Consider the following 23807-nt stretch of genomic DNA (forward strand, 5'->3'; position numbering starts at 1 on the left):
TTTTTCTTATTCAATTCTGCACAATTCTACAGGGCAGTCCTCGCAGTCTATTTCTTTCTTTAAGAAAGAGAGCTTATGAATGATAATTTTTCCATCTGCCATTGAAATTACTTCATTTTTTCGCAACTCAGCGAGCATGCGATTGACCACTTCTCGGGATGTTCCGCATAGATTAGCGATTTCTTGATTGGTCAAAGTTACGTTTAATAAAATACCATTTGGCTTCATTACCCCAAAACTATTGGACATGCGAATAAGAGTGGAATAGAGAGCTCCTTTTTTTCCATTTAGAATCAAGTCTCTAAATTTTGTCTGCATTCGCTTAATTTGTAGTCCCATCCACTTCATGTACTCCATAGAAAGAGCAGGGTATTGTGCTAGTTCGTTTTCTAACACCCGTTTTTGAATACTGATTGCCGTACAAGGTTCAATAGCTTTTGCTTGAAGCATATGGGGAGTAGATCCGCAAAACAGCATGACTTCCCCGACTAAGTCTCCTGAACTCGCCAGCTGAAGCGTCAGCTCGCGTCCTTCCGGCGTCACTTTACCTACTTGCACGGCCCCTGACGTAATAAAAAATAAATGAGTTGAAGTCGAACCTTCTTGAAAGAGAAAGTCACCTTTTTTAAACGAAATTTTATGATCAAAGTTCATAAAAAATTGCTGCAGCTCATTTGAAAAAGAATCCGTTGTGATGTTCATCATGTTATCACCTTTTAATTAAAATTTTTGCGACTGTTACTTATTAATCTATTAAGTTAGAACAGTCTGTATATGCTGTACGTCCACTAGCCGTATGAAAAAAATCATACGGATGATTTTTATCGATATTCTCATTATACACAAAAACAACCAGTGTTTTCCAAAACTATCTGTGAACAATTTCTAAACAAAAATAGAAAGGTAGTTATAAAAATAAAAACTTATGAATAAATAAAAATGTTTAAAAATATAGAATAAAGTGTTGGATTTTTTAAATATTCATTTGATTTTATTTTTATACGGTATTATAATGATAAATAATTCAATAGATACGTGGAAAAGGAGTTTTAAAATGAAAGAATATAAGGTAGGAATTGTTGGAGCAACAGGGTATGGAGGAGTAGAACTGATTCGTTTGTTAGCGAATCACCCACATTTTCATGTTTATGCAGTTTATTCATCCTCCCAGGATGGGATGGAACTAGCAGAAGTTTATCCTCACCTTTCTAATACTGTATATACACTGCAAGATATAAACCCTAAGAACATGGCTGAAGAATTAGATTTAGTGTTTACAGCAACTCCGTCCGGTGTTTCTAGCAAACTTGTACCTCAATTAATAGAAGAAGGAATAAAAGTGGTAGATCTATCTGGAGATTTTAGATTAAAAACAGAAACGCTTTATGAAAAATGGTACAAAAAGCCTGCTGCAGCCGAAGCGTTTTTACAACAGTCTGTGTATGGATTATCAGAATGGTTTGCAGACGAAGTCGAAAGCAGTACGTTCGTTGCGAACCCGGGTTGTTATCCAACAGCTACACTGCTTGGGCTAGCTCCCCTTGTTAGTAAACAAATGGTGAAATCAAACTCTATTATCATTGATGCAAAGTCCGGAATTTCAGGAGCAGGACGCGGTCTTTCGCAAATGGCTCATTACGCTGAAATCAATGAAAATATGAAAATATACAAAGTTAATCAACATCAGCATATCCCAGAAATCGAATCTATTTTAGAAAAGTGGGATGAGGAAATTGGCTATGTTACGTTCAGTACGCACTTAGTTCCAATGACGCGGGGGATTATGAGTACGATATACGCTGAACTTTCTGAAGAGAGCTCAGTACAAGAGCTTCATCAGCTATATGTAGGTACATATCAAAACTCCCCGTTCGTTCGCGTTCGAAAAGCTGGTGAATTTCCGTCTACTAAAGAAGTAAGTGCATCAAATTATTGCGATATTGGTATTGCATTTGACGAACGAACAAAGCGTGTCACGATTGTTTCTGTCATTGATAACTTAGTTAAAGGGGCAGCCGGTCAGGCCATTCAAAATGCCAATATCATGATGGGATTTGAACAGCAAACGGGTATTGGACTACTGCCTGTCTTCCCATAAAAACACAGCATCACTAATCACGATAAAAGCAGGAGGGAACGTATAGTGATTACGGTTAAACAAACGAAAGAAAAGATAAAGAAAATAGAGAACGGTACGATTGTAACGCCGCTAGGTTTTTCAGCAGATGGCGTTCACGCTGGTTTACGTTATGCTAAAAAAGATTTAGGAGTTATTGTAAGCGATGTGCCAGCTAATTGCGCAGCTGTTTACACGCTTAATGCCTTTCAAGCAGCGCCTTTAGCTGTTACAAAAGAAAGTGTAGCGGTGGAGCAGAAGCTGCAAGCGATCGTTGTGAACAGCGCATGTGCAAATGCATGTACTGGAGAACAAGGATTAAAAGATGCATACCAAATGCGAAATACATGTGCAGAAAAGCTTAATATCCTACCTCATCATGTAGCGGTAGCTTCTACAGGTGTAATTGGAGAGCTTCTAGATATGGAAAAAATCGTGAAAGGCATTGGGTTATTAAGTCCTTCGTCGAACAAAGAAAAAGCAGAAGAATTTCAAACGGCTATTTTAACAACAGATACAGTGATGAAGTCAGCTTGCTATGAAACAAAAATTGACGGCAAAACGGTTACAATTGGCGGCACAGCGAAAGGATCAGGCATGATTCACCCAAATATGGCTACGATGCTTAGCTTTATAACAACGGATGCTAAAGTTGAAGCTTCAGTGCTACAAGATGCGCTGGGTTCTATTACAAATAAAAGCTTTAATCAAATTACAGTGGATGGTGATACGTCAACCAACGATATGGTCGTTGTTTTAGCAAATGGCAAAGCTGATCACAAATCGCTTACACCAGTTCATCCTGAATGGAATTCGTTTTATGAAGCACTGCGCTTGACGTGTGAAGATTTAGCCAAACAAATTGCACGCGACGGTGAAGGAGCAACAAAACTAATTGAAGTAAACGTATCTGGTGCTCATACAAACGAAGAAGCAAATGTGATTGCTAAACAAATTGTGGGCTCGAACCTAGTGAAAACGGCAATGTATGGAGCCGATGCTAATTGGGGACGAATTATTTGTTCAGTTGGGTACAGCGGAGTAGCGCTTAATCCAGAAACAGTGAATGTTTCGTTAGGCAATATCCAGATGTTAGAAAACAGTCAGCCTGTTTCATTTAGTGAAGAAGAAGCAAAGGCTTATTTAGAAAATGATACGGTCGAAGTCTATGTTGACTTGCAGCAGGGAAGTGGAATTGGCAAGGCGTGGGGCTGCGATTTGACTTACGATTATGTCAAAATCAACGCCAGTTATCGAACGTAAGGAGAGAGTGAAATGAGCAATGAAAAAATCGTCGTTGTAAAATGCGGAGGCAGCATTGTCAATCAGTTAAAAAGCGCTTTTTTTGAAAGTATTCAGCAGTTAAAAGCGAGTGGATATCAGATCATTGTTGTGCACGGAGGCGGGCCTGATATTCAAGATACGCTTACCAAACTTCACATTGAAACGGAATTTGTAGATGGGCTTCGAAAAACGTCCAAAGAAGCATTAGAAGTTGTGACTATGGTATTAGCAGGCAAGGTTAATAAGCAGCTTGTAAAAGATCTACAAAAAGCGAATTTAAAAGCGGTAGGACTATCAGGAATTGATGGATTATTGCTTAAAGCAGAGGCTATTGATGTGGAACGTCTAGGTTACGTTGGAGAAGTAAAAGGCGTAAACGATACATTATTAAAACAACTAACTGACAGTCAGTATATTCCAGTTATTTCTTCCATTGGAGCAGATGAAGAAGGTAATAGCTATAATATTAACGCTGACGTGGCAGCCGGAGCCGTTGCACAAGCAGTAAATGCTGAAAAGCTGATGTTTGTAACGGATGTAAAAGGAGTGCTAAAGGATGGAACATTGCTTCCTGAACTTACAAAGTCAGAGATTGATGGACTTATTGAAAAAAAAGTAATTTACGGCGGAATGATTCCGAAAGTGACATCAGCGGTAAATGCGTTATCTCCTTTACTTGAAGAAGTTCATATTATTAGCGGAATTGACGGATTTTTAGACAAGGAAGGAAAGATGATTGGTACAGCAATTAAATATAGTGGAAAAGGTGGAGAAGGTAGCGATGAGTGCATTGTTTCCAACATATCAACGGTTTGATATTCATGTGGAAGAGGCGCAAGGAACAAAATTAATAGATAACAAAGGAAATGAGTATTTAGATTTTATTTCAGGTATCGCTGTTTGTAACGTAGGTCATCGTCATCCTGATGTTCAAAAAGCGGTCGAAGAGCAGTTAAATAAAGTATGGCACGTGTCAAATTTATTTCATCAATCGATTCAAGAAGACGTAGCAGGTAAGCTTGTGGAACATTCAAATGGTGATGCAGTATTTTTTTGTAACAGCGGTGCAGAAGCCAACGAAGCGGCGATTAAATTAGCGCGCAAGTACACGCAAAAACATAAAATCATTACGTTTACAAAATCATTTCATGGACGTACATTTGCTACAATGACAGCTACAGGGCAGGCAAAAATTCATGATGGCTTCGGTCCTCTTGTTAATGAGTTTGTTTATGTGCCATACAATGATGAAGAAGCATTAAAACAGGAAATGGATGACAGCGTAGCAGCAATTATGGTTGAAGTCATTCAAGGAGAAGGCGGAGTGGTTCCAGGAACCGAAGCATTTTTATTAACCATTCAAGAGCTGTGTAAAAAGCACGAAGCACTGTTTATAGTCGATGAAGTGCAAACTGGAATCGGCAGAACAGGAAAACCGTTCGCTTATCAGCATTTTAACCTGTCACCAGATATTATTACAGCAGCCAAAGGGTTAGGAAGCGGAATGCCGGTTGGTGCGATGATTGGAAAAGGCTATCTCAAAGAAGCGTTTGGACCTGGTACTCACGGAACAACCTTTGGAGGAAACCCAATTGCATTAGCTTCAGCCAAAGCAACCTTAAACATTATTTTTAATGAAGCATTTTTGGCAGAGGTTACAGAAAAAAGCCTTTATTTTACCAATGCTTTGAAAAATAGCGTAGCAGATTATTCATTTGTAACGGATGTTCGCGGAAAAGGTTTTATGATTGGAATTGAATGCGGAGAACATCAGTCGGCATTGCTTGCAGCTATGCGTGAAAAAGGGTTGCTAGCACTGGGAGCAGGACCGCATGTAGTACGATTGCTGCCGCCTTTAACTGTAACCAGAGAAGAGTTGGACCAAGCGATTCATATCATTGAAGAAGCGTTTAGCCAAACAAAAATTACTTCATAATACAAATTTTTTTGAATATGTTTGTATAAAAATTCTGTTTTATAAATAATTATTCGAAGAGGGATGCACAATGAACGGATATTTACACTTAGCAAACGGCGATTCGTTTGCCGGACACATTGAACATACAGCAACGCACCAGGCAGAAGGAGAAATTGTTTTCTTTACTGGAATGACTGGTTATCAAGAAGTTGTGACTGATCCATCTTACAAAGATCAAATTATCGTCTTTACGTACCCTTTGATTGGGAACTATGGTATCAATGAAAAAGATTATGAGAGCAAAAAGCCTCACGTAGCAGGCGTTGTCGTATACGAATGTTCAGATGAAGGGTTCCATTACGAAGCGATGTACAGCTTTAAACAATATTTAAAGAAATGGAACATTCCGCTTATTACACATGTGGATACGAGAGCGGTCGTAAAACGAATTCGAAAAGAAGGTACGATGCAATCTGCCTTTTCGGCATCTGCTGAGCCGCCAGCGTTTACTGCTGAATGCGATGGATATGTAGTAAAAGAAGTATCAACAAAAGAACCTGTTACTTATGGTAACGGTGAGAAACACGTTGTATTAATGGACTTTGGCTATAAAAAATCAATTTTACAAGAGCTGTTAAATCGAGAGTGCAAAGTAACGGTTGTTCCTTATTCTACAAGCCCTTCAAAAGTAAAAGAGCTGCAGCCGGATGGCATTGTCTTATCAAACGGACCTGGAGATCCAACTCAAGTGAGCAGTCAGCTGGATGAATTAAAAGAAATTATTTCAGCTTATCCAACTTTGGGAATTTGCTTTGGCCATCAGTTAATTGGGCTCGCTTTTGGAGCACAAACCAAAAAGCTGGCGTTCGGTCACCGAGGAGCTAATCAGCCTGTAATTGATTTAACGACTAACAAAGTGTGTATGACGTCTCAAAACCATAGCTATGTAGTAGACGAACAGACGATTGCGTCTACGCCTTTAAGCGTTCGGTTTAAAAATGTGAATGACGGATCGGTTGAAGGTTTAATGCATAAAGATCTTCCTGTTATGTCGGTTCAATATCATCCAGAAGCACATCCTGGACCAAGTGACAGCACGTATATCTTTGATGAATTTATGACGAAAGTACAGCAAGTAGGGAGCGGAAAAGTATATGCCTAAAGACCAAACGTTAAAAAAGATTTTAGTAATCGGATCAGGACCAATCGTAATTGGGCAAGCAGCAGAATTTGATTATTCAGGAACTCAGGCATGCTTGTCATTAAAAGAAGAAGGTTATGAAGTTATCTTAATCAATAATAATCCAGCTACGATTATGACAGACACTCACGTAGCAGATCGAATCTATTTTGAACCATTAACAGTAGACTGCGTAGAGAAAATTATTGCAAAAGAAAAGCCGGATGGTTTGTTAGCCACATTAGGCGGACAGACGGGTTTAAACTTAGCTCTTGAGCTTCACGAACAGAACATTTTACCAAAATACGATGTGAAACTTTTAGGAACACCGATTGAATCAATCAAAAAAGGTGAAAGCCGTGAAGAGTTCCGCGCATTGATGAATGAACTGAATGAACCGGTGCCGGAAAGTGAAGTTGTCACAAAAGTAGAAGAAGCGTTAGCTTTTGCCAAGAAAATTGGTTTTCCTGTTATTGTACGTCCGGCTTATACGTTAGGCGGAACGGGCGGAGGAATTGCTCATTCTATGGAAGAGCTTGAAAAACTTTCGGCGTCAGGTTTGCGTGAAAGTGCTATTACTCAATGCTTAATTGAAAAAAGTATCGCCGGATTTAAAGAAGTTGAGTACGAGGTTATGCGTGACGTAAACAATACGTGCATTACCATTTGTAATATGGAAAACATTGATCCGGTAGGTGTTCATACTGGAGATTCGGTAGTTGTTGCGCCTTCTCAAACGTTAACAGACGTGGAATATCAAATGCTTCGTTCTGCTTCAGTTAAAATTATTTCATCGCTTGGCATTATTGGGGGTTGCAACATTCAGTTTGCGCTTGATCCAAAAAGCAAGCAATACTATTTAATTGAAGTAAATCCACGTGTGAGCCGTTCGTCTGCTCTTGCATCAAAAGCAACTGGCTATCCGATTGCTAAAATTGCTGCAAAGCTATCGGTAGGCTACACGCTTCATGAGTTATTAAATCCTGTGACAGGAGACACATATGCAAGCTTTGAACCAGCTCTTGACTATGTAGTAGTGAAATTTCCAAGATGGCCGTTTGACAAGTTTTTCTACGCTGAGAGAACGCTTGGTACACAAATGAAAGCAACTGGAGAAGTAATGGCTATTGACCGTAACTTTACACGTAGCTTCCAAAAAGCATTGTCTTCTTTAGAAATTGACTTACAGGGATTAGAAGTAGAAGAGCTGCAAGAACTTTCAACGGATGAATTAAAAAGCAAGCTTGGCGAACAGAGCGATGAGCGTATTTTTGTTATCTTTGAGCTTTTACGCCGCGGCACAACACCTGAGTATATTCATGAAGTAACGCAAATTGATTATTTCTATTTAACACACTTTACACAGTTGATTAAAATGGAAGCCTCTTTGAAGGAAGTACGTTTTGATTCCATTACAGCTGAACAATTCAAGCAAGTGAAGGAGCATGGGTTTACAGATGCTTATCTAGCACACGTATGGCATGTGCCGGAGCTTGACGTAAGAGCGAAACGTAAAGCACTACATATTACGCCGAGTTATAAAATGGTGGATACATGTGCAGCGGAGTTTGAATCTTCTACGGCTTATTTCTATTCCAGTTATTACGGGGAGAGCGAAATTGAACCATCAACAAATAAAAAAGTTGCTATTATCGGTTCCGGACCAATTCGTATCGGGCAAGGAGTAGAATTTGACTACAGCTCTGTACACGGTGTGCTTGCTCTTGAAAAAGAAGGGTACGAAACGATTTTAATTAACAACAATCCAGAAACGGTAAGTACGGACTTTGAAGTAGCAGACCGCTTATATTTTGAACCTGTAACAGTAGAAGATGTATTAAATGTTCTTGATGCTGAAAATGTGACGGATGTAATTGTTCAATACGGAGGTCAAACGGCTATTTCGCTTGTTAAAGGTCTAGAAGAAGCTGGCGTTAATTTATTAGGTATTACAAATGATGTCATTGATGCACTTGAAGATCGTGACCTGTTTTATAAGCTCTTAGATGACTGTGATATTCCGCATATCCCAGGTGAAATGGCAAAAGATGAGCAAGAACTTGTACAAAAAGCAAAAGATATGGGCTTCCCATTACTTATTCGTCCTTCTTACGTGATTGGCGGAAAAGGAATGCTGACAATTCAAAACGAAACGGAGCTGCAGGCTTGTTTACCGGCTATTAAAGCCTCCCATTTTCCAATGCTTATTGATGCTTACTTACCTGGAAAAGAAGCAGAAATTGATGTTGTAGCAGATGGAAAAGATGTGTTGATTCCGACAATCGTTGAACATATTGAAAAAGCCGGCGTTCATTCAGGAGACAGCTATGCGCTTTTACCAGCAAAAACAGTAGAAAAAGCACATAAAGAAAAAATGGTGAGCTACGCTCAAAAAATTGTAAACAAACTTCAATATAAAGGGATTATGAATATCCAATATGTTATTTATAACGATGAAGTCTACATGCTGGAAGTTAATCCGCGTGCCAGCCGTACAGTGCCTGTAGTAAGCAAAGTGTGCAACACACCGCTTGTTTCGATATCAACTCAAATATTGCTTGGGAAATCATTGTCGGAAATTAGTGAAAAGCTAGGTTTATTGCCAGATCCAGCTTACACAACCATTAAGTTTCCAGTATTTTCGACAAGTAAATTATCAGGAGTCGATCCTCTTGTTGGACCAGAAATGAAGTCAACTGGTGAAGGAATTGCGATTTCTTCAACGATTGAAGAAGCAGCAAAAAAAGTATTCCATCAGTATGTGTTAAGTAAAAAAGGTGCCGCGGAAGTGTATATCAACGGAGAAGCGCAAGGTCTTGAAGCACTTGTGCAAAGCGCGGGCTTAACTCTTGTTAAAGGTAAAGAAGTTAGTGAATGGGTGAAAACGAAAGAAGCTTTATTATACGTAAGCTTACAGCCTGAAGATAAAGAAAGCCGTATGTCAGCATTAAAACACGGTTTGATGGTCATGACGGAGGCAGAAACGGCTTCGCTATTTTTCCAATCGTTCCAAGTCGATGAATATCAGGTTTCATCACTACAAGAATGGTTTCAAAAAACTAAAAAGGAAGTGACAGTATCATGAGTACGGTATCGGTAAATACCAATTTAAAAGGAAAAGATTTGCTTACGCTTAAAGATTTATCATCAGACGATATTATGTCACTTTTGGAGAGCGCCATCGAGCTGAAAGAAAAGCATAAAAATGGTGAAATCGTAACATCGTTAAAAGGAAAAACGCTGGGGCTCATTTTTGAAAAATCTTCAACAAGAACAAGAGTCTCATTTGAAGCAGGAATGATGCAGCTTGGAGGAAACGCCCTCTTTTTAAGCAGCCAAGATTTACAGATTGGACGCGGAGAAACGATTGCTGATACAGCACGCGTACTATCTGAATTCATCGATGCTATAATGATTCGTACGTTTGAACATAGCAAGATCGAAGAGCTTGCAGATTACGCATCCATTCCCGTTATTAATGGTTTGACAGATGATTATCATCCTTGTCAGGCTCTAGCTGATTTATTAACGATTTACGAGCACAAGAAATCATTTGAAGGGCTAAAAGTAGCTTATGTTGGAGACGGAAATAATGTAGCGCATTCGTTAATGATTGCATGTGCAAAAATGGGGATAGATATTTCAATTGGATGCCCTGATGGTTATGAGCCAAAAGACTTTGTAACAGCTTATGTTAATGAAATAGCTGCTACAACAGGTGCGAAGATTACGATTACAAAAGATCCTGTAGAGGCTGTAAAAAATGCTGATGCTATTTATGCAGACGTATGGACAAGTATGGGACAGGAAGAAGAAGCACAGCAGCGCTTGAAAATATTTGCTCCTTATCAAGTAAATGAAGAACTAGTTGCTTATGCTAAGTCAGACTATTTATTTCTGCACTGTTTGCCTGCGCATCGTGAAGAAGAAGTAACAGCAAGCATTATTGACGGACCAAATTCTGTTGTCTTTCAGCAGGCTGGAAATCGTATGCATGTACAAAAAGCTTTGCTGCAAGCCATTTTAGCTTAAGAGAAAAACCCTTTCTGAGAATATCAGAAGGGGTTTTTTGTTTAAAGGGAATTAATTGAGGGAACACCCATTGTATACTAAACAGAACGAAAGGTGATTTATGATGAAAGTATTAGTTGTTGGAGCAAACGGAACAACGGGAAAACAAGTGGTAGAAAAAGTTGCAAACAGCAAACAGCACGAAGCTTATGCGATGATTCGCGACGAAAAGCAAGCAGACGCGTTAAAGAAGCTAGGTGCCAACGTTGTGCTTGCTGACTTGGAGCAAGATGTTTCAGATGCTTTAAGAGGTATGGACGCTGTCATATTTGCAGCAGGTTCTGGAGGACATACCGGAGACGAAAAGACAATCGCTGTAGATCAAAATGGTGCTAAAAATATCATTGATGAAGCAAAAAACCAAGGTGTAAAGCGTTTTGTTATGTTAAGTTCAATGGGAACAGACGCACCTGAACAAGGACCAGAAGGCTTACAGCTTTACCTCCGTGCTAAAGCGATAGCGGATGAATACCTAAAGCAGTCTAATCTACAGTATACAATTGTACGACCAGGAACTTTATCGAATGATCAAGCTACTGGGAAAATTGATATCAATAATGATATTCAAGATAAATCTCAGACAATTCCCCGAGCAGATGTAGCAACCGTGCTTGTAGAATGTCTAAACGAAGAAGCTACGATAGGAAAAATGTTTGAAATGTTAGCTGGAGAAACTGAAATCGAACAAGCTATTAAATTTACTCATTAATATAAAAGGGCGGATCTAAAGGTCTGCTCTTTTTCTCTGCCTAATATGAAAACATCTCCATTATGAAACAGAAATCTTAAGGGAATAGTATAGGAGAACATTTCATTTCAGGAATGAGGAGGCAGGACAATGGGACAAAATCGTCATTTCACACCGGGTCAAAAAGCTCCTAATAACGGAGTGTATATTGAAATTGGTGAAACAGGAAGCAACGTAAATAATCCTCAAAAGGTTAAATTAAAAGCAGGAGAGCGTTTTCCAGAGACGGCCAACGATGATCGCCACTGGACGTACATGCGCAAGCCTTAAATAGTAAAAAATAAAGAAGCCATTCTAAATTGAATGGCTTTACTTGTTTTCCTATTGCTGGGTATAATGAAATAAAGGTCAATAAAGGTCAAATGTATCGAAGGAGGATGTTCAATGGATATAAATAAAATGACCCAAAAATTGCAAGAAGGCGTGATGGAAGCGCAGTCCGAAGCTATTAAACGAAATCAGCAGGAAGTGGATATTGCTCATTTGCTTTATACGCTCATTCATCAGCAAGATGGTATTGCTCCTCGCATATTAGATCATTTACATATAGATCATCAATCTTTTCAGCAGCAGGTAAATCAATTGCTTGCGAAAAAACCAGCCGTTACAGGAAGTGGTGCTGAAGCAGGGAAGGTTTATATTACGAATAAACTTCAGCAGCTGTTTGTTAAAGCTCAAGAAGAAGCATCTCGTCTGCAAGATGATTATGTTTCAGTTGAGCACATCTTTTTAGCATTAGCACAGGAACCGTCTTCTAGTGAATATGGCAAGTTATTTTCAAGTCACGGTATCACAAAAAAGGCTCTGCAAGATGTGCTTACCAGCCTTCGAGGAAATCAGCGGATTACAAGTCAAAATCCGGAAGTCACATATGAAGCGTTAGCTAAATATGGAAGAGACTTAGTAGCAGAAGTACGAGCAGGGAACATTGATCCAGTCATTGGACGAGACGGAGAAATTCGCCGCGTTATCCGCATTTTATCGCGAAAAACAAAAAACAATCCAGTTTTGATCGGAGAACCTGGCGTTGGTAAAACAGCGATTGTTGAAGGTCTAGCACAGCGGATTGTTCGTCGAGATGTGCCTGAAGGATTAAAAGATAAAACCATCTTTTCATTAGATATGGGAGCTTTAGTAGCAGGAGCGAAGTTCAGGGGAGAATTTGAAGAGCGTTTAAAAGCTGTTCTTCAAGAAGTTAAGAAAAGCAACGGTCAAATTCTTTTATTCATTGACGAGCTTCATACAATCGTTGGAGCAGGCCGTACGGACGGAGCGATGGATGCAGGGAATATTTTAAAACCAATGCTTGCTAGAGGAGAACTTCACTGTATAGGAGCTACAACTCTTGATGAGTACCGTCAGTATATTGAAAAAGATCCAGCGCTTGAAAGACGTTTTCAACAGGTGCTGGTTGAAGAACCTTCAGTAGAAGATACAATCTCTATTTTACGTGGTTTAAAAGAACGATTTGAAATTCATCACGGTGTAAACATTCATGACCGAGCGATTGTTTCAGCAGCGGTTATGTCTGATCGTTATATCTCAGATCGCTTTTTACCTGATAAAGCAATTGATTTGATTGATGAAGCATGCGCAACCATTCGAACAGAAATTGATTCGATGCCATCAGAATTAGATGAAGTAACACGACGTGTCATGCAGCTTGAAATTGAAGAAGCGGCATTAAGTAAAGAAACAGATCAAGCAAGCATCACAAGGTTAGAGGCAATTCGAAAAGAAGTCTCTGATTTAAAAGAACGTGCAGATACAATGAAGCTGCAGTGGGAAAAAGAAAAGCAGTCGATTCAAACGGTGCAAGATGTCCGGGAGCAGCTTGAAAAAGCGAAGCGAGACCTAGAAGAAGCTGAAGGGAAATATGATTTAAATAAAGCAGCTGAACTTCGCCATGGACGCATTCCAGCTCTTGAAAAAGAACTAAAACAGCTGGAAGAAACAGCTGCTGAAAAAGCACAAGAAAACCGTTTGTTAAGAGAAGAAGTAACAGAAGAAGAAATTGCTGAAATTGTAGGAAGATGGACGGGAATTCCGGTATCAAAACTAGTTGAAGGGGAAAGAGAAAAGCTGTTGAAGCTTGAGTCAATTTTACAGCAGCGTGTGATTGGACAAGACGAAGCCGTATCCTTAGTGACGGATGCTGTGATTCGCGCACGGGCAGGCATTAAAGACCCGAACCGTCCGATTGGATCATTTATTTTCCTAGGACCTACCGGAGTAGGAAAAACGGAGCTAGCCAAAACGTTGGCACATTCTTTATTTGACAGTGAAGAACAAATGGTTCGTATTGATATGTCTGAGTACATGGAAAAGCATGCGGTCTCTAGGCTTATAGGAGCGCCTCCTGGCTATGTAGGATATGAAGAAGGCGGCCAGCTAACAGAAGCGGTGAGACGCAAGCCTTATTCAGTCGTTTTGTTGGATGAAATTGAAAAAGCCCATCCCGAAGTATTTAATGTGCTCCTTCAAATACTAGATGATGGAAGAGCAACAGATTCAAAAGGAAAAGTCATTGATTTTAAAAATACAGTCATTATTATGACGTCGAATATCGGTTCTCAATTTTTATTAGACGGTTTAACAAGTGAAGGCGAGATTACTGAAAAAGCCAGAGAGCAAGTGATGGCTCAATTAAGACAGCATTTTCGCCCAGAATTCTTAAATCGAGTAGACGACACGATTTTATTCAAACCGCTAACTGTTCATGAAGCAAAAGGGATTATTGATAAGCTATTGCTTCAGCTTGAAAAGCGTTTATCCGATCGTCATATTTCGTTAACGTTAACAGAAGAAGCAAAAAATTATATTGCAGCCTCCGGGTTTGATCCGGTATACGGAGCTCGCCCTTTAAAAAGGTTTATTCAAAAATATATTGAAACAAAAATTGCCAGAGAATTAATTGCAGGGCAAATTGAAGATTATAGTCAAGTGACAGTTGATGTAAAAGATGATGAGTTTGTTGTCAGCGTATAAGTTTTCTAAAAAGGCCATTCATGATAAATTGAATGGTCTTTTTTTGCTATTAAAAGCAGCTCTCTTTTTAAAATAAATAAAAAGAAATGAAAGAAAATACGTGAGAGCTAAGCGTAAAAACTTATACAGTTTTAGGTTGTAGAATATATCTAATTCATTTATGATAATACAAAATGGGCAAAGGAGCATGAATGAGCACATGAAGGACCGTATAGAGCTTATATATGACGAAGCATACGATTTTATAGATCAGGCATTAACTAAAATAAGAGCGCTGGATAAAAATGATCTTCAAGCTGAAAATGAAGAAGTGCAGGAAAAGGCAGAACGGACAGAGTTTGCACTTCAAGCTGCACGAGATATTTTAGAAAATATGATTATCCCGGGTAAAAAATTGACTTTTATTTACGAAAAAGGTTCTGTGGTAGTAGAAATTCCCGATAAAAAATAAAAACGACTTCCTTTTATGGAAGTCGTTTTTATTTTGGCAATGCAAAGTGCTCATCAATGGATGCATCACTTTTTCGATACTGCCCGGGTGTCATATTGGTTGTTTTGCGAAATACTTTTGTTAAATAATTGGCATTTGCATAGCCGACGTTTTCAGCAATTTCTTCGATTGAATACTTGGTTTGATGCAATAGCTCGGCCGCTTTTTGAATGCGAAGCTTCGTTAAATATTGAATCGGAGTAATCCCAGTTGTTTGTTTGAATAACCGGCTAAAATGATAGCGTGATAAATGAGCTGCATCTGCCATTTCATCCGGACCGATTTCTTCATGATAATGATTACGGGCAAATAAAATAGAGCTAATGATACTTTCAGGCCAATCTTCTGTAAAACTGTCCATGCTTTTAATATATTGATACAGCTCCATTACAAAGCGGTAAGATAAGCTTGAGGCATGAAATGGATCTGCTATATGTTTTTCACTTGCCCGCTTATATATTTGAGCAAGCAGCTGAACAGGTGCTGATTCAGGATGAAACCTAATTACAGGGGAGTGGGTTGACTGAATATAATCCCAGCATTTTTGTACTTCATCTCCGTATAATGTAAGAAAAATAAACTCCCAGTTTTCACTTTCCTTTGGTAAGTAATAGCGATAATTTCCAGGTATATTGACGATGAATGCTTTACCAGCATCCACTTTATATTCTTGTCCATCTATTTCAATCATCCCGTACCCAGAAACCGTGTATTGAAAAATATATTTCCCTACGTCTTTTCGCTGATTTCCGCTCCAGTTATAAAGGGGAGAGAAAACTTCATCCCACCCAACCGACCATAGCTGCGCAACTTCGTTTGTGCGGGATTCTAAAAACCTGTATGCGTACGTTGAATATTCTTGAGCTTGGAAATGTGAGAGCAAATTTTCACCTTCTTTTTGAAATAAAGTAGTACTTAATTCTTACTTTAACGTAATCGCTTTCATTTTTCTATAATTTTTTGAAAATATCGTGATTATTTTTAGGGAATGTCTCTAGATCTATTATTTTCTTATAATTTGCAAGTCACGGCTCACATGAAGATAACACCCTTTTGGCGCAAGAGTAGTTCATCGTCAATTCAAAAGAATCATTTTTAAAGTGATAAGCAAAAAAGTACCGATTATTGATAGTAATTTTACCATTGAGGCAAGGGAAATTGGACTTTACAATGTACATATGAATCCGTTTCCAAAAAACTACTTAAAATAGGTGATAATAAATGCTGGAAAAATTAATCGAAGAGTTCAAACAAATATTTCATTCGTCAGAAGCTATTCGCTGCTTTTTTGCGCCAGGACGTGTCAATTTAATTGGAGAACATACTGATTATAACGGAGGGCATGTTTTTCCTTGTTCATTGAGTATAGGAACGTATGCGGTAGTACAAAAACGTCATGATCGAAAAATACGTATGTACTCTAAAAACTTCTCTGAAGCAGGCGTTATTGAATCTTCTTTAGAGCAATTAACGTACAAAACCGAGGATGATTGGGCTAATTATCCAAAAGGAGTAATGGACACCTTTAAAAAGCACGGATATGATCTTCCTTTTGGTTTTGATATCTTGTTTTTTGGCAACATTCCTAACGGAGCAGGGCTTTCATCGTCGGCATCAATTGAGTTAGTCACATGCGTACTTTTAAATAAAATTCTTGAATTGAATATTGATATGATGGACCTTGTAAAAATGGCGCAGCAAGCTGAAAATGAATTTATCGGCGTAAGCTGCGGGATTATGGATCAGTTTGCAATTGGAATGGGAAAGGAAAATCAAGCCGTATTGTTAAACTGTCAAACTCTTGAATACCAGTATAGCCCGCTGCAATTAACAGATGCTGTGCTCGTTATTTCTAATACAAATAAGCGAAGAGGGCTGGCAGACTCAAAATATAATGAACGCCGAATGGAGTGTGAAAGAGCGCTGTCAGATTTGCAAACTTCACTTTCCATTAATTCGCTTGGTGATTTAACCAAAGAGCAATTTGAAAAGCACAAATCTTTGATACAAAACGAAGTAGATTGTAAGCGCGCTAAACATGCGGTATATGAAAATGAACGCACAAAAGAAGCGGTTGCTAAATTGCAAAACGGTGATTTAAAAGGGTTTGGTCAATTGATGAATGAATCGCACTGCTCACTGCGAGATGACTATGAAGTAAGTGGGAAAGAACTAGATGCTCTTGTAGAAGCAGCTTGGCTGCAAGAAGGTGTGATTGGATCACGCATGACGGGTGCAGGCTTTGGCGGCTGTACAATTAGCATCGTACAAAAAGCGCAGGTTGATAGGTTTGTTGAAAAAGTAAGGAATACCTATTATGAGAAAACGAGTTTAGAAGCTGAATTTTATGTGGTTACGGTTGGAGAAGGAGCGCGTGAACTCACATTAGAAGCAGTATAAGAGAAAACAGATAGAGAAAGGAACGAGTGTATGTCAGTCAACATTCATGAAGAAATCACCCGACTTATTCAATATGGTTTACAAAAGAATCTATTAACAAAATGGGATATAGATGTGGTGAGAAATAAACTGCTGGAAGTGTTAAGGCTCGACGAATGTATTATGGTAGAAGTCAAAGAAGAACGTCTGGAACATCCAGCTGCTATTTTAGACAACATGCTTGATTGGGCTGCAGAAAACAATCGAATCGCCGAGAATTCTATCACGTATAGAGATTTATTCGATACCGAAATAATGGGATGCTTTGCAAGCATGCCTTCAGAGGTTAATCGGACATTTTATGATCACTATCAGCAAAGCCCTCAAAAAGCCACAAGCTATTATTATAAGCTGTCAAAAGACATTCACTATATTCGCAGAGATCGAATTGCTAAAAACGAAAGATGGGTAACAAACACTGACTTTGGAGAACTTGAAATTACCATCAACTTATCAAAGCCGGAAAAAGATCCAAAAGCAATTGCAGCAAGCAAATCATTGAAGGAAAGCAACTATCCGCTGTGCCTTCTCTGTAAAGAAAATGCTGGTTATGCAGGTCGCATTAACCACCCAGCTCGTCAAAATCACAGAATTATTCCTGTGGAATTGCAGGAAGAGCTGTGGTACATGCAGTTTTCACCTTATGTTTATTATAATGAACATGCCATTGTTTTTGCGAGTGAACATACACCCATGCATATTTCAAAGCAAACGTTTAAGCGGCTGCTTGCCTTCGTTGAACAATTTCCACATTATTTTTTAGGATCAAATGCAGATCTACCCATCGTAGGAGGATCTATTTTAACTCATGACCACTTTCAAGGCGGCTATCATGATTTTCCTATGGCTAAAGCAAAAATAAATAAATTGTTCTCTCTTAAAGCATATCCAGACGTGAAAGCTGGAATTGTTCATTGGCCGATGTCGGTCGTTCGTCTTCAAAGTTCGCGCCTTGCACCATTAGTGGAAGCAGCGGATTTCATTTTGAAGAAATGGAAATCATATAGTGATCAAAGTGCTGATATTTTAGCTTTTACAGATCAAACTCCTCACAACACGGTCACGCCTATTGCTCGAAAAAGAGGAGATTTGTATGAATTAGATTTAGTACTGCGAAACAATCGAACAAACGGCAAACATCCAGATGGCATTTATCATCCGCATGCAGAAGTTCATCATATAAAAAAAGAGAACATAGGTTTAATCGAAGTAATGGGGCTTGCGGTTTTACCTGGTCGTTTGAAAGACGAAATGAGTCTAGTGTCCAAAGGGTTAGTTCAGAATAACCTGAGCGAGTTAGCCAGCAGACATGATCAAGTGAAAAAACACGTGAAGTGGGCCGAACAAATCAAGAAAAAATATCCACATATTGAAGCGGAAAATGTCCAAAGCATTCTCCAACAAGAGCTCGGTTTGGTCTTTGCAACTATTTTAGAACATGCAGGTGTGTTTAAACAAAATACTGAAGGGCAGCTCGCATTCAGTCGTTTTATGAATTCGTTAAATGAAGCGTAAATCATTAATAAAAACAGGCAGCTCGTAATGAGCTGCCTGTTTTTATACAGTTAGGGCATGCTGTTTCAAAAGGATATACAGAGCCTGTGTTCCTTTATTATCATCGCCTTGTTTTTCGAGCTGTTCATAAAGCGATTTTGCTAATTTTAGCCCTGGTGTATACAGCTCCATTTCTTCAGCTGATTCAATGGCAATCTTCATATCTTTAATGAAGTGTTTAATATAAAAACCTGGTTCGAAGTCTCCTTTAATCATGCGAGGAGCTAAATTACTTAACGACCAGCTTCCCGCTGCGCCTGTTTCAATACTTTTTAGAACGGTATTCGGATCTAATCCGGCTTTTTCAGCATAAAGTATAGCTTCGCATACACCCATCATATTAGAGGCAATAGCAATTTGATTGCACATTTTTGTATGTTGACCAGCACCAGCGCTTCCTTGAAGAACGATATTTGTCCCCATTTTTTTTAGTATAGGTGTAACGGCAGAGAATGCTTCAGAATCGCCTCCTACCATAATCGCTAAGGTTGCTTTCTGAGCCCCAATATCTCCTCCTGAAACAGGAGCGTCAAGCGCATGAATGTGCTTCTCTTTTGCTGCTTGATAAATCTCACGAGCAAGTATAGGGCTCGATGTCGTCATATCAATTGTATAGCAGCCTTTCTTTGCATTATGTATAATGCCGTCTTTTCCTAAATAAATCTCTTTTACATCGTGAGGGTAGCCTACCATGGTGATAATAACATCAGATTGTTCGGCCACTTCTGGAACGGTTTCTTTCCATTTGGCCCCTTTTTCAAGTAGTGCTTGAGCACGATTTTTTGTTCGTGTATAAACAAGGACTTCATATCCTGCGTCAATTAAATGCCCGGCCATGCTTTGACCCATAACGCCTGTTCCGATAAAACCAATTTTTTCTTTAGTCACAGCAGTATTCACTCCTAAAGTTAATAGTTTGATTATTCTAAAATTATATAGTTAAAGTTTGGGATAATCAATGATTCCGACTATATATAAATATAGAAAAGTACTCTCAGTCCTGTGTCTTGAATACGAGGTAAGGAAAGAAAGTACTGAGAAGAGCCTATGCCAAAAGATAAAAAAAGCGCTGGCTTTACAGCCAACACTTTTTAGTGGTGATTATTTGCTGGTTTATTCGGTACACCCAGTTCTCCAATCAAAATTACAACTAGCGTGAAAACTACTCCAAGGATGGAAGCGGTTGCGAAACTGTAAGTACCGCCCGTCATTGCAGAGATTACGTACACTGCCATATTCATTAGTAAAAAGCCCCAAACAAAAGCCATTACGACACGCATTCTATTCACCTCGTTTACAGTACAGTTTGATTTCATTTTAGCATATAGCAGTCAAATAAGAAATTGAATTTTTTATGAATAAATAAAGGGCGTGTTCCCATATAGAAACAAAAGAGCAATAAGTCAGAAATAGGCATTATTCTAGTGCGCTTTTTGATGGTTCTATCATACACTGTATGGAACAACTAGTAAGTTACGGAGGAAGAGCTATGATACATCGACGCTTTTTTAGCTTAGATACGCAATGGAATGTCGTACATGTCCCTGAACGACCGAATGGTTTCGGTGTGTTAGTATTGGGTGATAAAGATCATTTTGTTGAAAGTTCAACTAGCTTATGGATTCAGCACGGCGGAAGGTCACAGCTGTTGCAATGTTTACAAGATGAAGGATACACAGTATTTTATTCCAATTTATATGGCCGGCATTGGGGGTCTCCTGAAGCATATCACCTTGCAAAACAACTTTATCATTTAGTAATGAAACAAGAAATTTTAAATAAACGAATTCATATTTTAGCTGAAGGAATGGGGGCTCTGTTAGCGCTGCAGCTAATGGAAAACGACGGGAATACGTTCATTCGATCAGCTGGTTTACTAAATCCATGTATTGATCTTCATACGCATGCAGAACATGAAAAAAACAATAAATTCTTTTATAAACAATTCACGAAGGACTTGACTCAAGCTTATAAAGTGGAGCGGAAGCAAGTATCAAAGCTAATTAAGGAGTACCCTTCTGTTACAGAATTAAAATCAACGCTGCCCGTGAAGATATGGACCGCGCCTAATGCCTCTACTCATTATCCAATTGCACACAGTAAAAAATATGAACTACATCGTGAAGAACTTCACTCTCCGATTATGCTTTCACTTTATTTACCGGAAAAAAACTATTTGTTTGAACGGTCCCTTCTCCAATTTTATAAACAGCATGAAAAAGTGTTATAAGCAAAGCTTCTATGATTATACATATCATAGGGGCTTTTTATATAAGAGATAAAAGGAAAAAAAGAGTTGATGATGCTTTCACAGATGAACTTCTTTGAAATAAGGAATGAGTACGCTCTATAACTATAGGGCTTTAAGCTTTTTGTTGAATAAATGATGAATGAAGAATTGGAGGAAGCGATATGGGAAATGTAGTAGTAATAGGGGCAAACCGCTTTATTGGTTTTCATTTATGTATGGCTTTTTTAGACGAAGGTACAGAAGTAAAAGGATATACACATTCTGCTCATAAAGAAGAAGATGATTTGCAGGAAGAGATGAAATTTTTCTTAGGGCGAAACGCTAATTATGTATCAACTGAAGTAGGAGATTCATTAGATATGATTACCTCAGAAACGGATATTGTCTACTTCACGTATTTCGATGGAGGAGATTTTTATCATCCTGATTTTTTAAGACAGGAAATGCAAAAAGCGCAGCAAGTGCTCATTCAAGCGCTTAACAAATGCCGTCAATTCAACATTCGATTTGTGTTTGTTTCTACCATGCGCGTATTTGGAGACCAGCAGCGAAAGATTGAAGAAACAACGATTCCAGAACCGGACAGTAGTGAAGGAAGGCTATACGTTCATTTTGAGCGAATGGTAGAAAAATATAAAGATGATGGATGGCCCATTATAATTGTCAGAACGCCGACTCTTTACGGACCTTGGCAGCCTTTGTCAATGTGCTATTCTAAAAATATTGCCGGGTACGAAGAGGCTTTTAACATTATGGAAGGCACGGATTTTATTATTTATATTGAAGATGCCGTCAGTGCACTTAGACGCTGTAAAACTGCTGCATATTCATATGAAGTGGTTCATTTAGTTGAAGAAAAGTTACAGCCTTGGAGCGCAGGAGCAAACATTACTCATATGGAGGTGAAGGAAGAAGCGGCTCAAGAAAAATATGAAATCAGCAGGAAAGCGAAAGAACTGCTGCATTTTTCTTCAAGAGTAACGGCTAAAGAAGGCATTTATCTGCAAAAAAAACATATGAGAACATTCTTTTTACCTCTTCATTAAAAGGAGAAAGTTGTACTTATAGAATAGATTCGCTAATATAAGGAAGAATAAATGTTTTTAATAAAGGAGATTTCACTATGGAAGAGCAAAATATGCAATTCATGCAAATTGCAATGAAGTACTTGCCAGAAGCAAAGCAGATCTTAGATGAAACAGGCGTTGAGCTATCAATGGAACACGTACAGCCGGTATTGACATTACTAACAAAAGTAATGAACGACGCCTATGAGCTTGGCAAGCAAGATGCATTAGCCGAAAATGAAAACAACTAAAGAAAACAGCTCGGTAGAATCCGAGCTGTTATTTTTGTTTGGAAAATAAATCGACTAAAGGGGCAAACTGTTTAAGAAGAGGAGCTAGTTCTTCGACGGCGAGTACAATTTCATCGATTTGTTTAAATAATCTTTCCCACTCCTCTCGCTCTCTTTCTTCTCTTGATTTTCTGCGCCCAGCTCCAAACATAAAATCAGAAAAAGCTTCATTTCTTTGTCTTCTTGCCATGATACTCATTCCTTTCACTATTTTAATGGTGGGTAAGTTCTTACCTAATGTCCCATACTAGAGTAAGAGGGTCCCGTATGATTACTATATGTAGCATGATAGATACCTGAGTAGGACGAACACCTATATAGACAAAAAATAAAAAATGAAGTAAAATTAGTACCAACTCATAATAATTGATTATATAATCGATAAATGAAATGACGGATATAGGTTTTATAGGAATATAAGCCTTTTATTTAAAGGAGAGGTTGATATGAACGCTGGTGTTCTAGGAATTGGACGTTATGTACCAGAGAAAGTTGTAACAAATTTAGATCTTGAAAAAGTAATGGATACATCAGATGAGTGGATTCGTACGCGCACAGGTATTCAAGAGCGCCGAATTGCAGCCGATAACGAGGACACATCTGATTTAGCTTATAAAGCAGCAGTTGAAGCTTTACATAAAGCTAACGTCGAGGCAGAAGATATTGACATGATCATTGTTGCTACGGTAACGCCAGATCAACCGTTTCCTACAGTATCATGTATGCTACAAGAAAAATTGGGAGCAAAAAAAGCAGCTTCTTACGATGTGAGTGCCGCATGTGCAGGATTTATGTACGGCATGATTACAGCTAAGCAATTTATTGAAACCAATGCTTACAAGCATATATTAGTGGTCGGTGTAGAAAAGCTTTCTAAGATTACAGATTGGGACGACCGTAACACGGCTGTTTTATTCGGAGACGGAGCAGGTGCAGTTGTAATGGGACCTGTATCAGAAGGACGAGGTATTTTATCCTTTGAACTAGGGTCCGACGGTACGGGAGGCAAGCACTTGTATCAAAACGAGCTTGATCATATTGTCATGAACGGACGTGAAGTATTTAAGTTTGCTGTTCGACAAATGGGGGAATCTGCTGTTAATGTAATTGAAAAAGCAGGTTTAACAAAAGAGGATGTTGATTTTCTTGTACCTCATCAAGCGAATATTCGTATTATGGAAGCTGCAAGACAGCGATTAGACTTGCCTGAAGAAAAAATGTCGAAAACAATCCAATACTACGGCAATACATCAGCAGCATCGATTCCAATTTCAATTGTTCATGAGCTTGAAGCAGGGAAAATTCAAGATGATGATTTAATTGTAATGGTTGGCTTCGGAGGCGGCTTAACATGGGGAGCTATTGCTATTAGATGGGGAAAATAACACTACATTTTTAAAGCAACTGAAGG

At 38.7% G+C, this 23807-nt stretch carries 22 protein-coding genes; 17 read left to right on the forward strand and 5 right to left on the reverse strand.

The genetic code is table 11. From position 1 onward, the window contains the following. Nucleotides 1–6 precede the first annotated feature (6 nt). Complete coding sequence (locus LIS78_RS03465; protein ID WP_053486823.1) at nucleotides 7–705, reverse strand: Crp/Fnr family transcriptional regulator; 699 nt, start codon at nucleotides 703–705, stop codon at nucleotides 7–9. A gap of 349 nt (nucleotides 706–1054) precedes the next feature. Between LIS78_RS03465 and argC the strand changes: the two genes are divergently transcribed. From argC to LIS78_RS03520, 11 genes are all read left to right on the forward strand, one after another. Next, complete coding sequence (argC, locus tag LIS78_RS03470) at nucleotides 1055–2098, forward strand: N-acetyl-gamma-glutamyl-phosphate reductase (RefSeq protein WP_209150959.1); 1044 nt, start codon at nucleotides 1055–1057, stop codon at nucleotides 2096–2098. Nucleotides 2099–2143: 45 nt separating this feature from the next. After that, the gene (gene argJ / locus LIS78_RS03475) at nucleotides 2144–3379 is read left to right on the forward strand and encodes a bifunctional ornithine acetyltransferase/N-acetylglutamate synthase (protein ID WP_209150960.1); all 1236 of its coding nucleotides are present in this window, start codon (nucleotides 2144–2146) and stop codon (nucleotides 3377–3379) included. A 12-nt stretch (nucleotides 3380–3391) separates the two neighbouring features. Next, a complete protein-coding gene (gene argB / locus LIS78_RS03480; RefSeq protein ID WP_252284648.1) occupies nucleotides 3392–4216 on the forward strand; it encodes an acetylglutamate kinase in 825 nt (274 codons plus the stop codon). After that, entirely contained in the window at nucleotides 4182–5336 is a 1155-nt protein-coding gene (gene argD, locus LIS78_RS03485) for an acetylornithine transaminase (RefSeq protein ID WP_252284649.1), read from the forward strand. The genes argB and argD overlap by 35 nt, the downstream gene beginning before the upstream one ends. A 70-nt stretch (nucleotides 5337–5406) precedes the next feature. Then, a complete protein-coding gene (locus LIS78_RS03490; RefSeq protein ID WP_195781204.1) occupies nucleotides 5407–6480 on the forward strand; it encodes a carbamoyl phosphate synthase small subunit in 1074 nt (357 codons plus the stop codon). Continuing rightward, nucleotides 6473–9583 (forward strand): carbamoyl-phosphate synthase (glutamine-hydrolyzing) large subunit, encoded by a 3111-nt coding sequence (carB, locus tag LIS78_RS03495; RefSeq protein ID WP_252284650.1) that lies wholly within the window; start codon nucleotides 6473–6475, stop codon nucleotides 9581–9583. The genes LIS78_RS03490 and carB overlap by 8 nt, the downstream gene beginning before the upstream one ends. Further along, nucleotides 9580–10530, forward strand: a complete 951-nt coding sequence (gene argF / locus LIS78_RS03500; RefSeq protein WP_195781202.1) for an ornithine carbamoyltransferase — start codon at nucleotides 9580–9582, stop codon at nucleotides 10528–10530. Before carB ends, argF begins: the two co-directional genes overlap by 4 nt. 103 nt (nucleotides 10531–10633) lie before the next feature. Beyond that, on the forward strand, nucleotides 10634–11278 hold the full coding sequence (locus LIS78_RS03505) for an SDR family oxidoreductase (RefSeq protein ID WP_195781201.1): 645 nt from the start codon (nucleotides 10634–10636) through the stop codon (nucleotides 11276–11278). A 129-nt stretch (nucleotides 11279–11407) separates the two neighbouring features. Next, a complete protein-coding gene (locus tag LIS78_RS03510) occupies nucleotides 11408–11587 on the forward strand; it encodes a YjzC family protein (protein WP_013055394.1) in 180 nt (59 codons plus the stop codon). Between the two features lie 114 nt (nucleotides 11588–11701). Continuing rightward, nucleotides 11702–14305: an ATP-dependent chaperone ClpB gene (gene clpB, locus LIS78_RS03515; protein WP_252284651.1), complete on the forward strand. Its 2604-nt coding sequence runs from the start codon at nucleotides 11702–11704 to the stop codon at nucleotides 14303–14305. Nucleotides 14306–14504: 199 nt separating this feature from the next. Continuing rightward, complete coding sequence (locus tag LIS78_RS03520; protein ID WP_014461601.1) at nucleotides 14505–14756, forward strand: hypothetical protein; 252 nt, start codon at nucleotides 14505–14507, stop codon at nucleotides 14754–14756. 28 nt (nucleotides 14757–14784) lie between these two features. On the opposite strand, the gene LIS78_RS03525 is transcribed toward LIS78_RS03520, so the two are convergent. Further along, nucleotides 14785–15678, reverse strand: a complete 894-nt coding sequence (locus LIS78_RS03525; RefSeq protein WP_013081740.1) for a helix-turn-helix domain-containing protein — start codon at nucleotides 15676–15678, stop codon at nucleotides 14785–14787. A gap of 338 nt (nucleotides 15679–16016) precedes the next feature. Between LIS78_RS03525 and LIS78_RS03530 the strand changes: the two genes are divergently transcribed. Then, nucleotides 16017–17195, forward strand: coding sequence for a galactokinase (locus LIS78_RS03530; RefSeq protein WP_013055397.1), 1179 nt, complete (start codon nucleotides 16017–16019; stop codon nucleotides 17193–17195). Nucleotides 17196–17225: 30 nt separating this feature from the next. Beyond that, the gene (galT, locus tag LIS78_RS03535; RefSeq protein ID WP_195781199.1) at nucleotides 17226–18749 is read left to right on the forward strand and encodes a UDP-glucose--hexose-1-phosphate uridylyltransferase; all 1524 of its coding nucleotides are present in this window, start codon (nucleotides 17226–17228) and stop codon (nucleotides 18747–18749) included. Nucleotides 18750–18791: 42 nt separating this feature from the next. Here galT and LIS78_RS03540 read toward each other — a convergent pair whose 3' ends face one another. Both LIS78_RS03540 and LIS78_RS03545 read right to left on the reverse strand, forming a co-directional pair. Further along, nucleotides 18792–19676, reverse strand: a complete 885-nt coding sequence (locus LIS78_RS03540; protein WP_195781198.1) for an NAD(P)-dependent oxidoreductase — start codon at nucleotides 19674–19676, stop codon at nucleotides 18792–18794. A gap of 203 nt (nucleotides 19677–19879) precedes the next feature. Next, nucleotides 19880–20068, reverse strand: coding sequence for a YjzD family protein (locus LIS78_RS03545; RefSeq protein WP_013055400.1), 189 nt, complete (start codon nucleotides 20066–20068; stop codon nucleotides 19880–19882). A 209-nt stretch (nucleotides 20069–20277) separates the two neighbouring features. Between LIS78_RS03545 and LIS78_RS03550 the strand changes: the two genes are divergently transcribed. The 3 genes from LIS78_RS03550 (at nucleotide 20278) to LIS78_RS03560 (ending at nucleotide 22357) form a co-directional block, all read left to right on the forward strand. After that, on the forward strand, nucleotides 20278–21018 hold the full coding sequence (locus LIS78_RS03550) for a hypothetical protein (protein WP_013055401.1): 741 nt from the start codon (nucleotides 20278–20280) through the stop codon (nucleotides 21016–21018). Nucleotides 21019–21200: 182 nt separating this feature from the next. Further along, nucleotides 21201–22085, forward strand: coding sequence for an NAD-dependent epimerase/dehydratase family protein (locus tag LIS78_RS03555; protein WP_252284652.1), 885 nt, complete (start codon nucleotides 21201–21203; stop codon nucleotides 22083–22085). A 77-nt stretch (nucleotides 22086–22162) separates the two neighbouring features. Further along, nucleotides 22163–22357 (forward strand): ComZ family protein, encoded by a 195-nt coding sequence (locus tag LIS78_RS03560; protein WP_013081746.1) that lies wholly within the window; start codon nucleotides 22163–22165, stop codon nucleotides 22355–22357. Between the two features lie 28 nt (nucleotides 22358–22385). Here the strand turns inward: LIS78_RS03560 and LIS78_RS03565 are convergent, their stop codons facing one another. Beyond that, nucleotides 22386–22586 (reverse strand): hypothetical protein, encoded by a 201-nt coding sequence (locus tag LIS78_RS03565; protein ID WP_045291919.1) that lies wholly within the window; start codon nucleotides 22584–22586, stop codon nucleotides 22386–22388. Nucleotides 22587–22842: 256 nt separating this feature from the next. On the opposite strand from LIS78_RS03565, the gene LIS78_RS03570 reads away from it, so the two are divergent. Further along, a complete protein-coding gene (locus LIS78_RS03570; protein ID WP_013081747.1) occupies nucleotides 22843–23781 on the forward strand; it encodes a beta-ketoacyl-ACP synthase III in 939 nt (312 codons plus the stop codon). The last annotated feature ends 26 nt before the right edge of the window (nucleotides 23782–23807 follow it).

The organism is Priestia megaterium (assembly GCF_023824195.1).
Classification (GTDB): domain Bacteria; phylum Bacillota; class Bacilli; order Bacillales; family Bacillaceae_H; genus Priestia; species Priestia megaterium_D.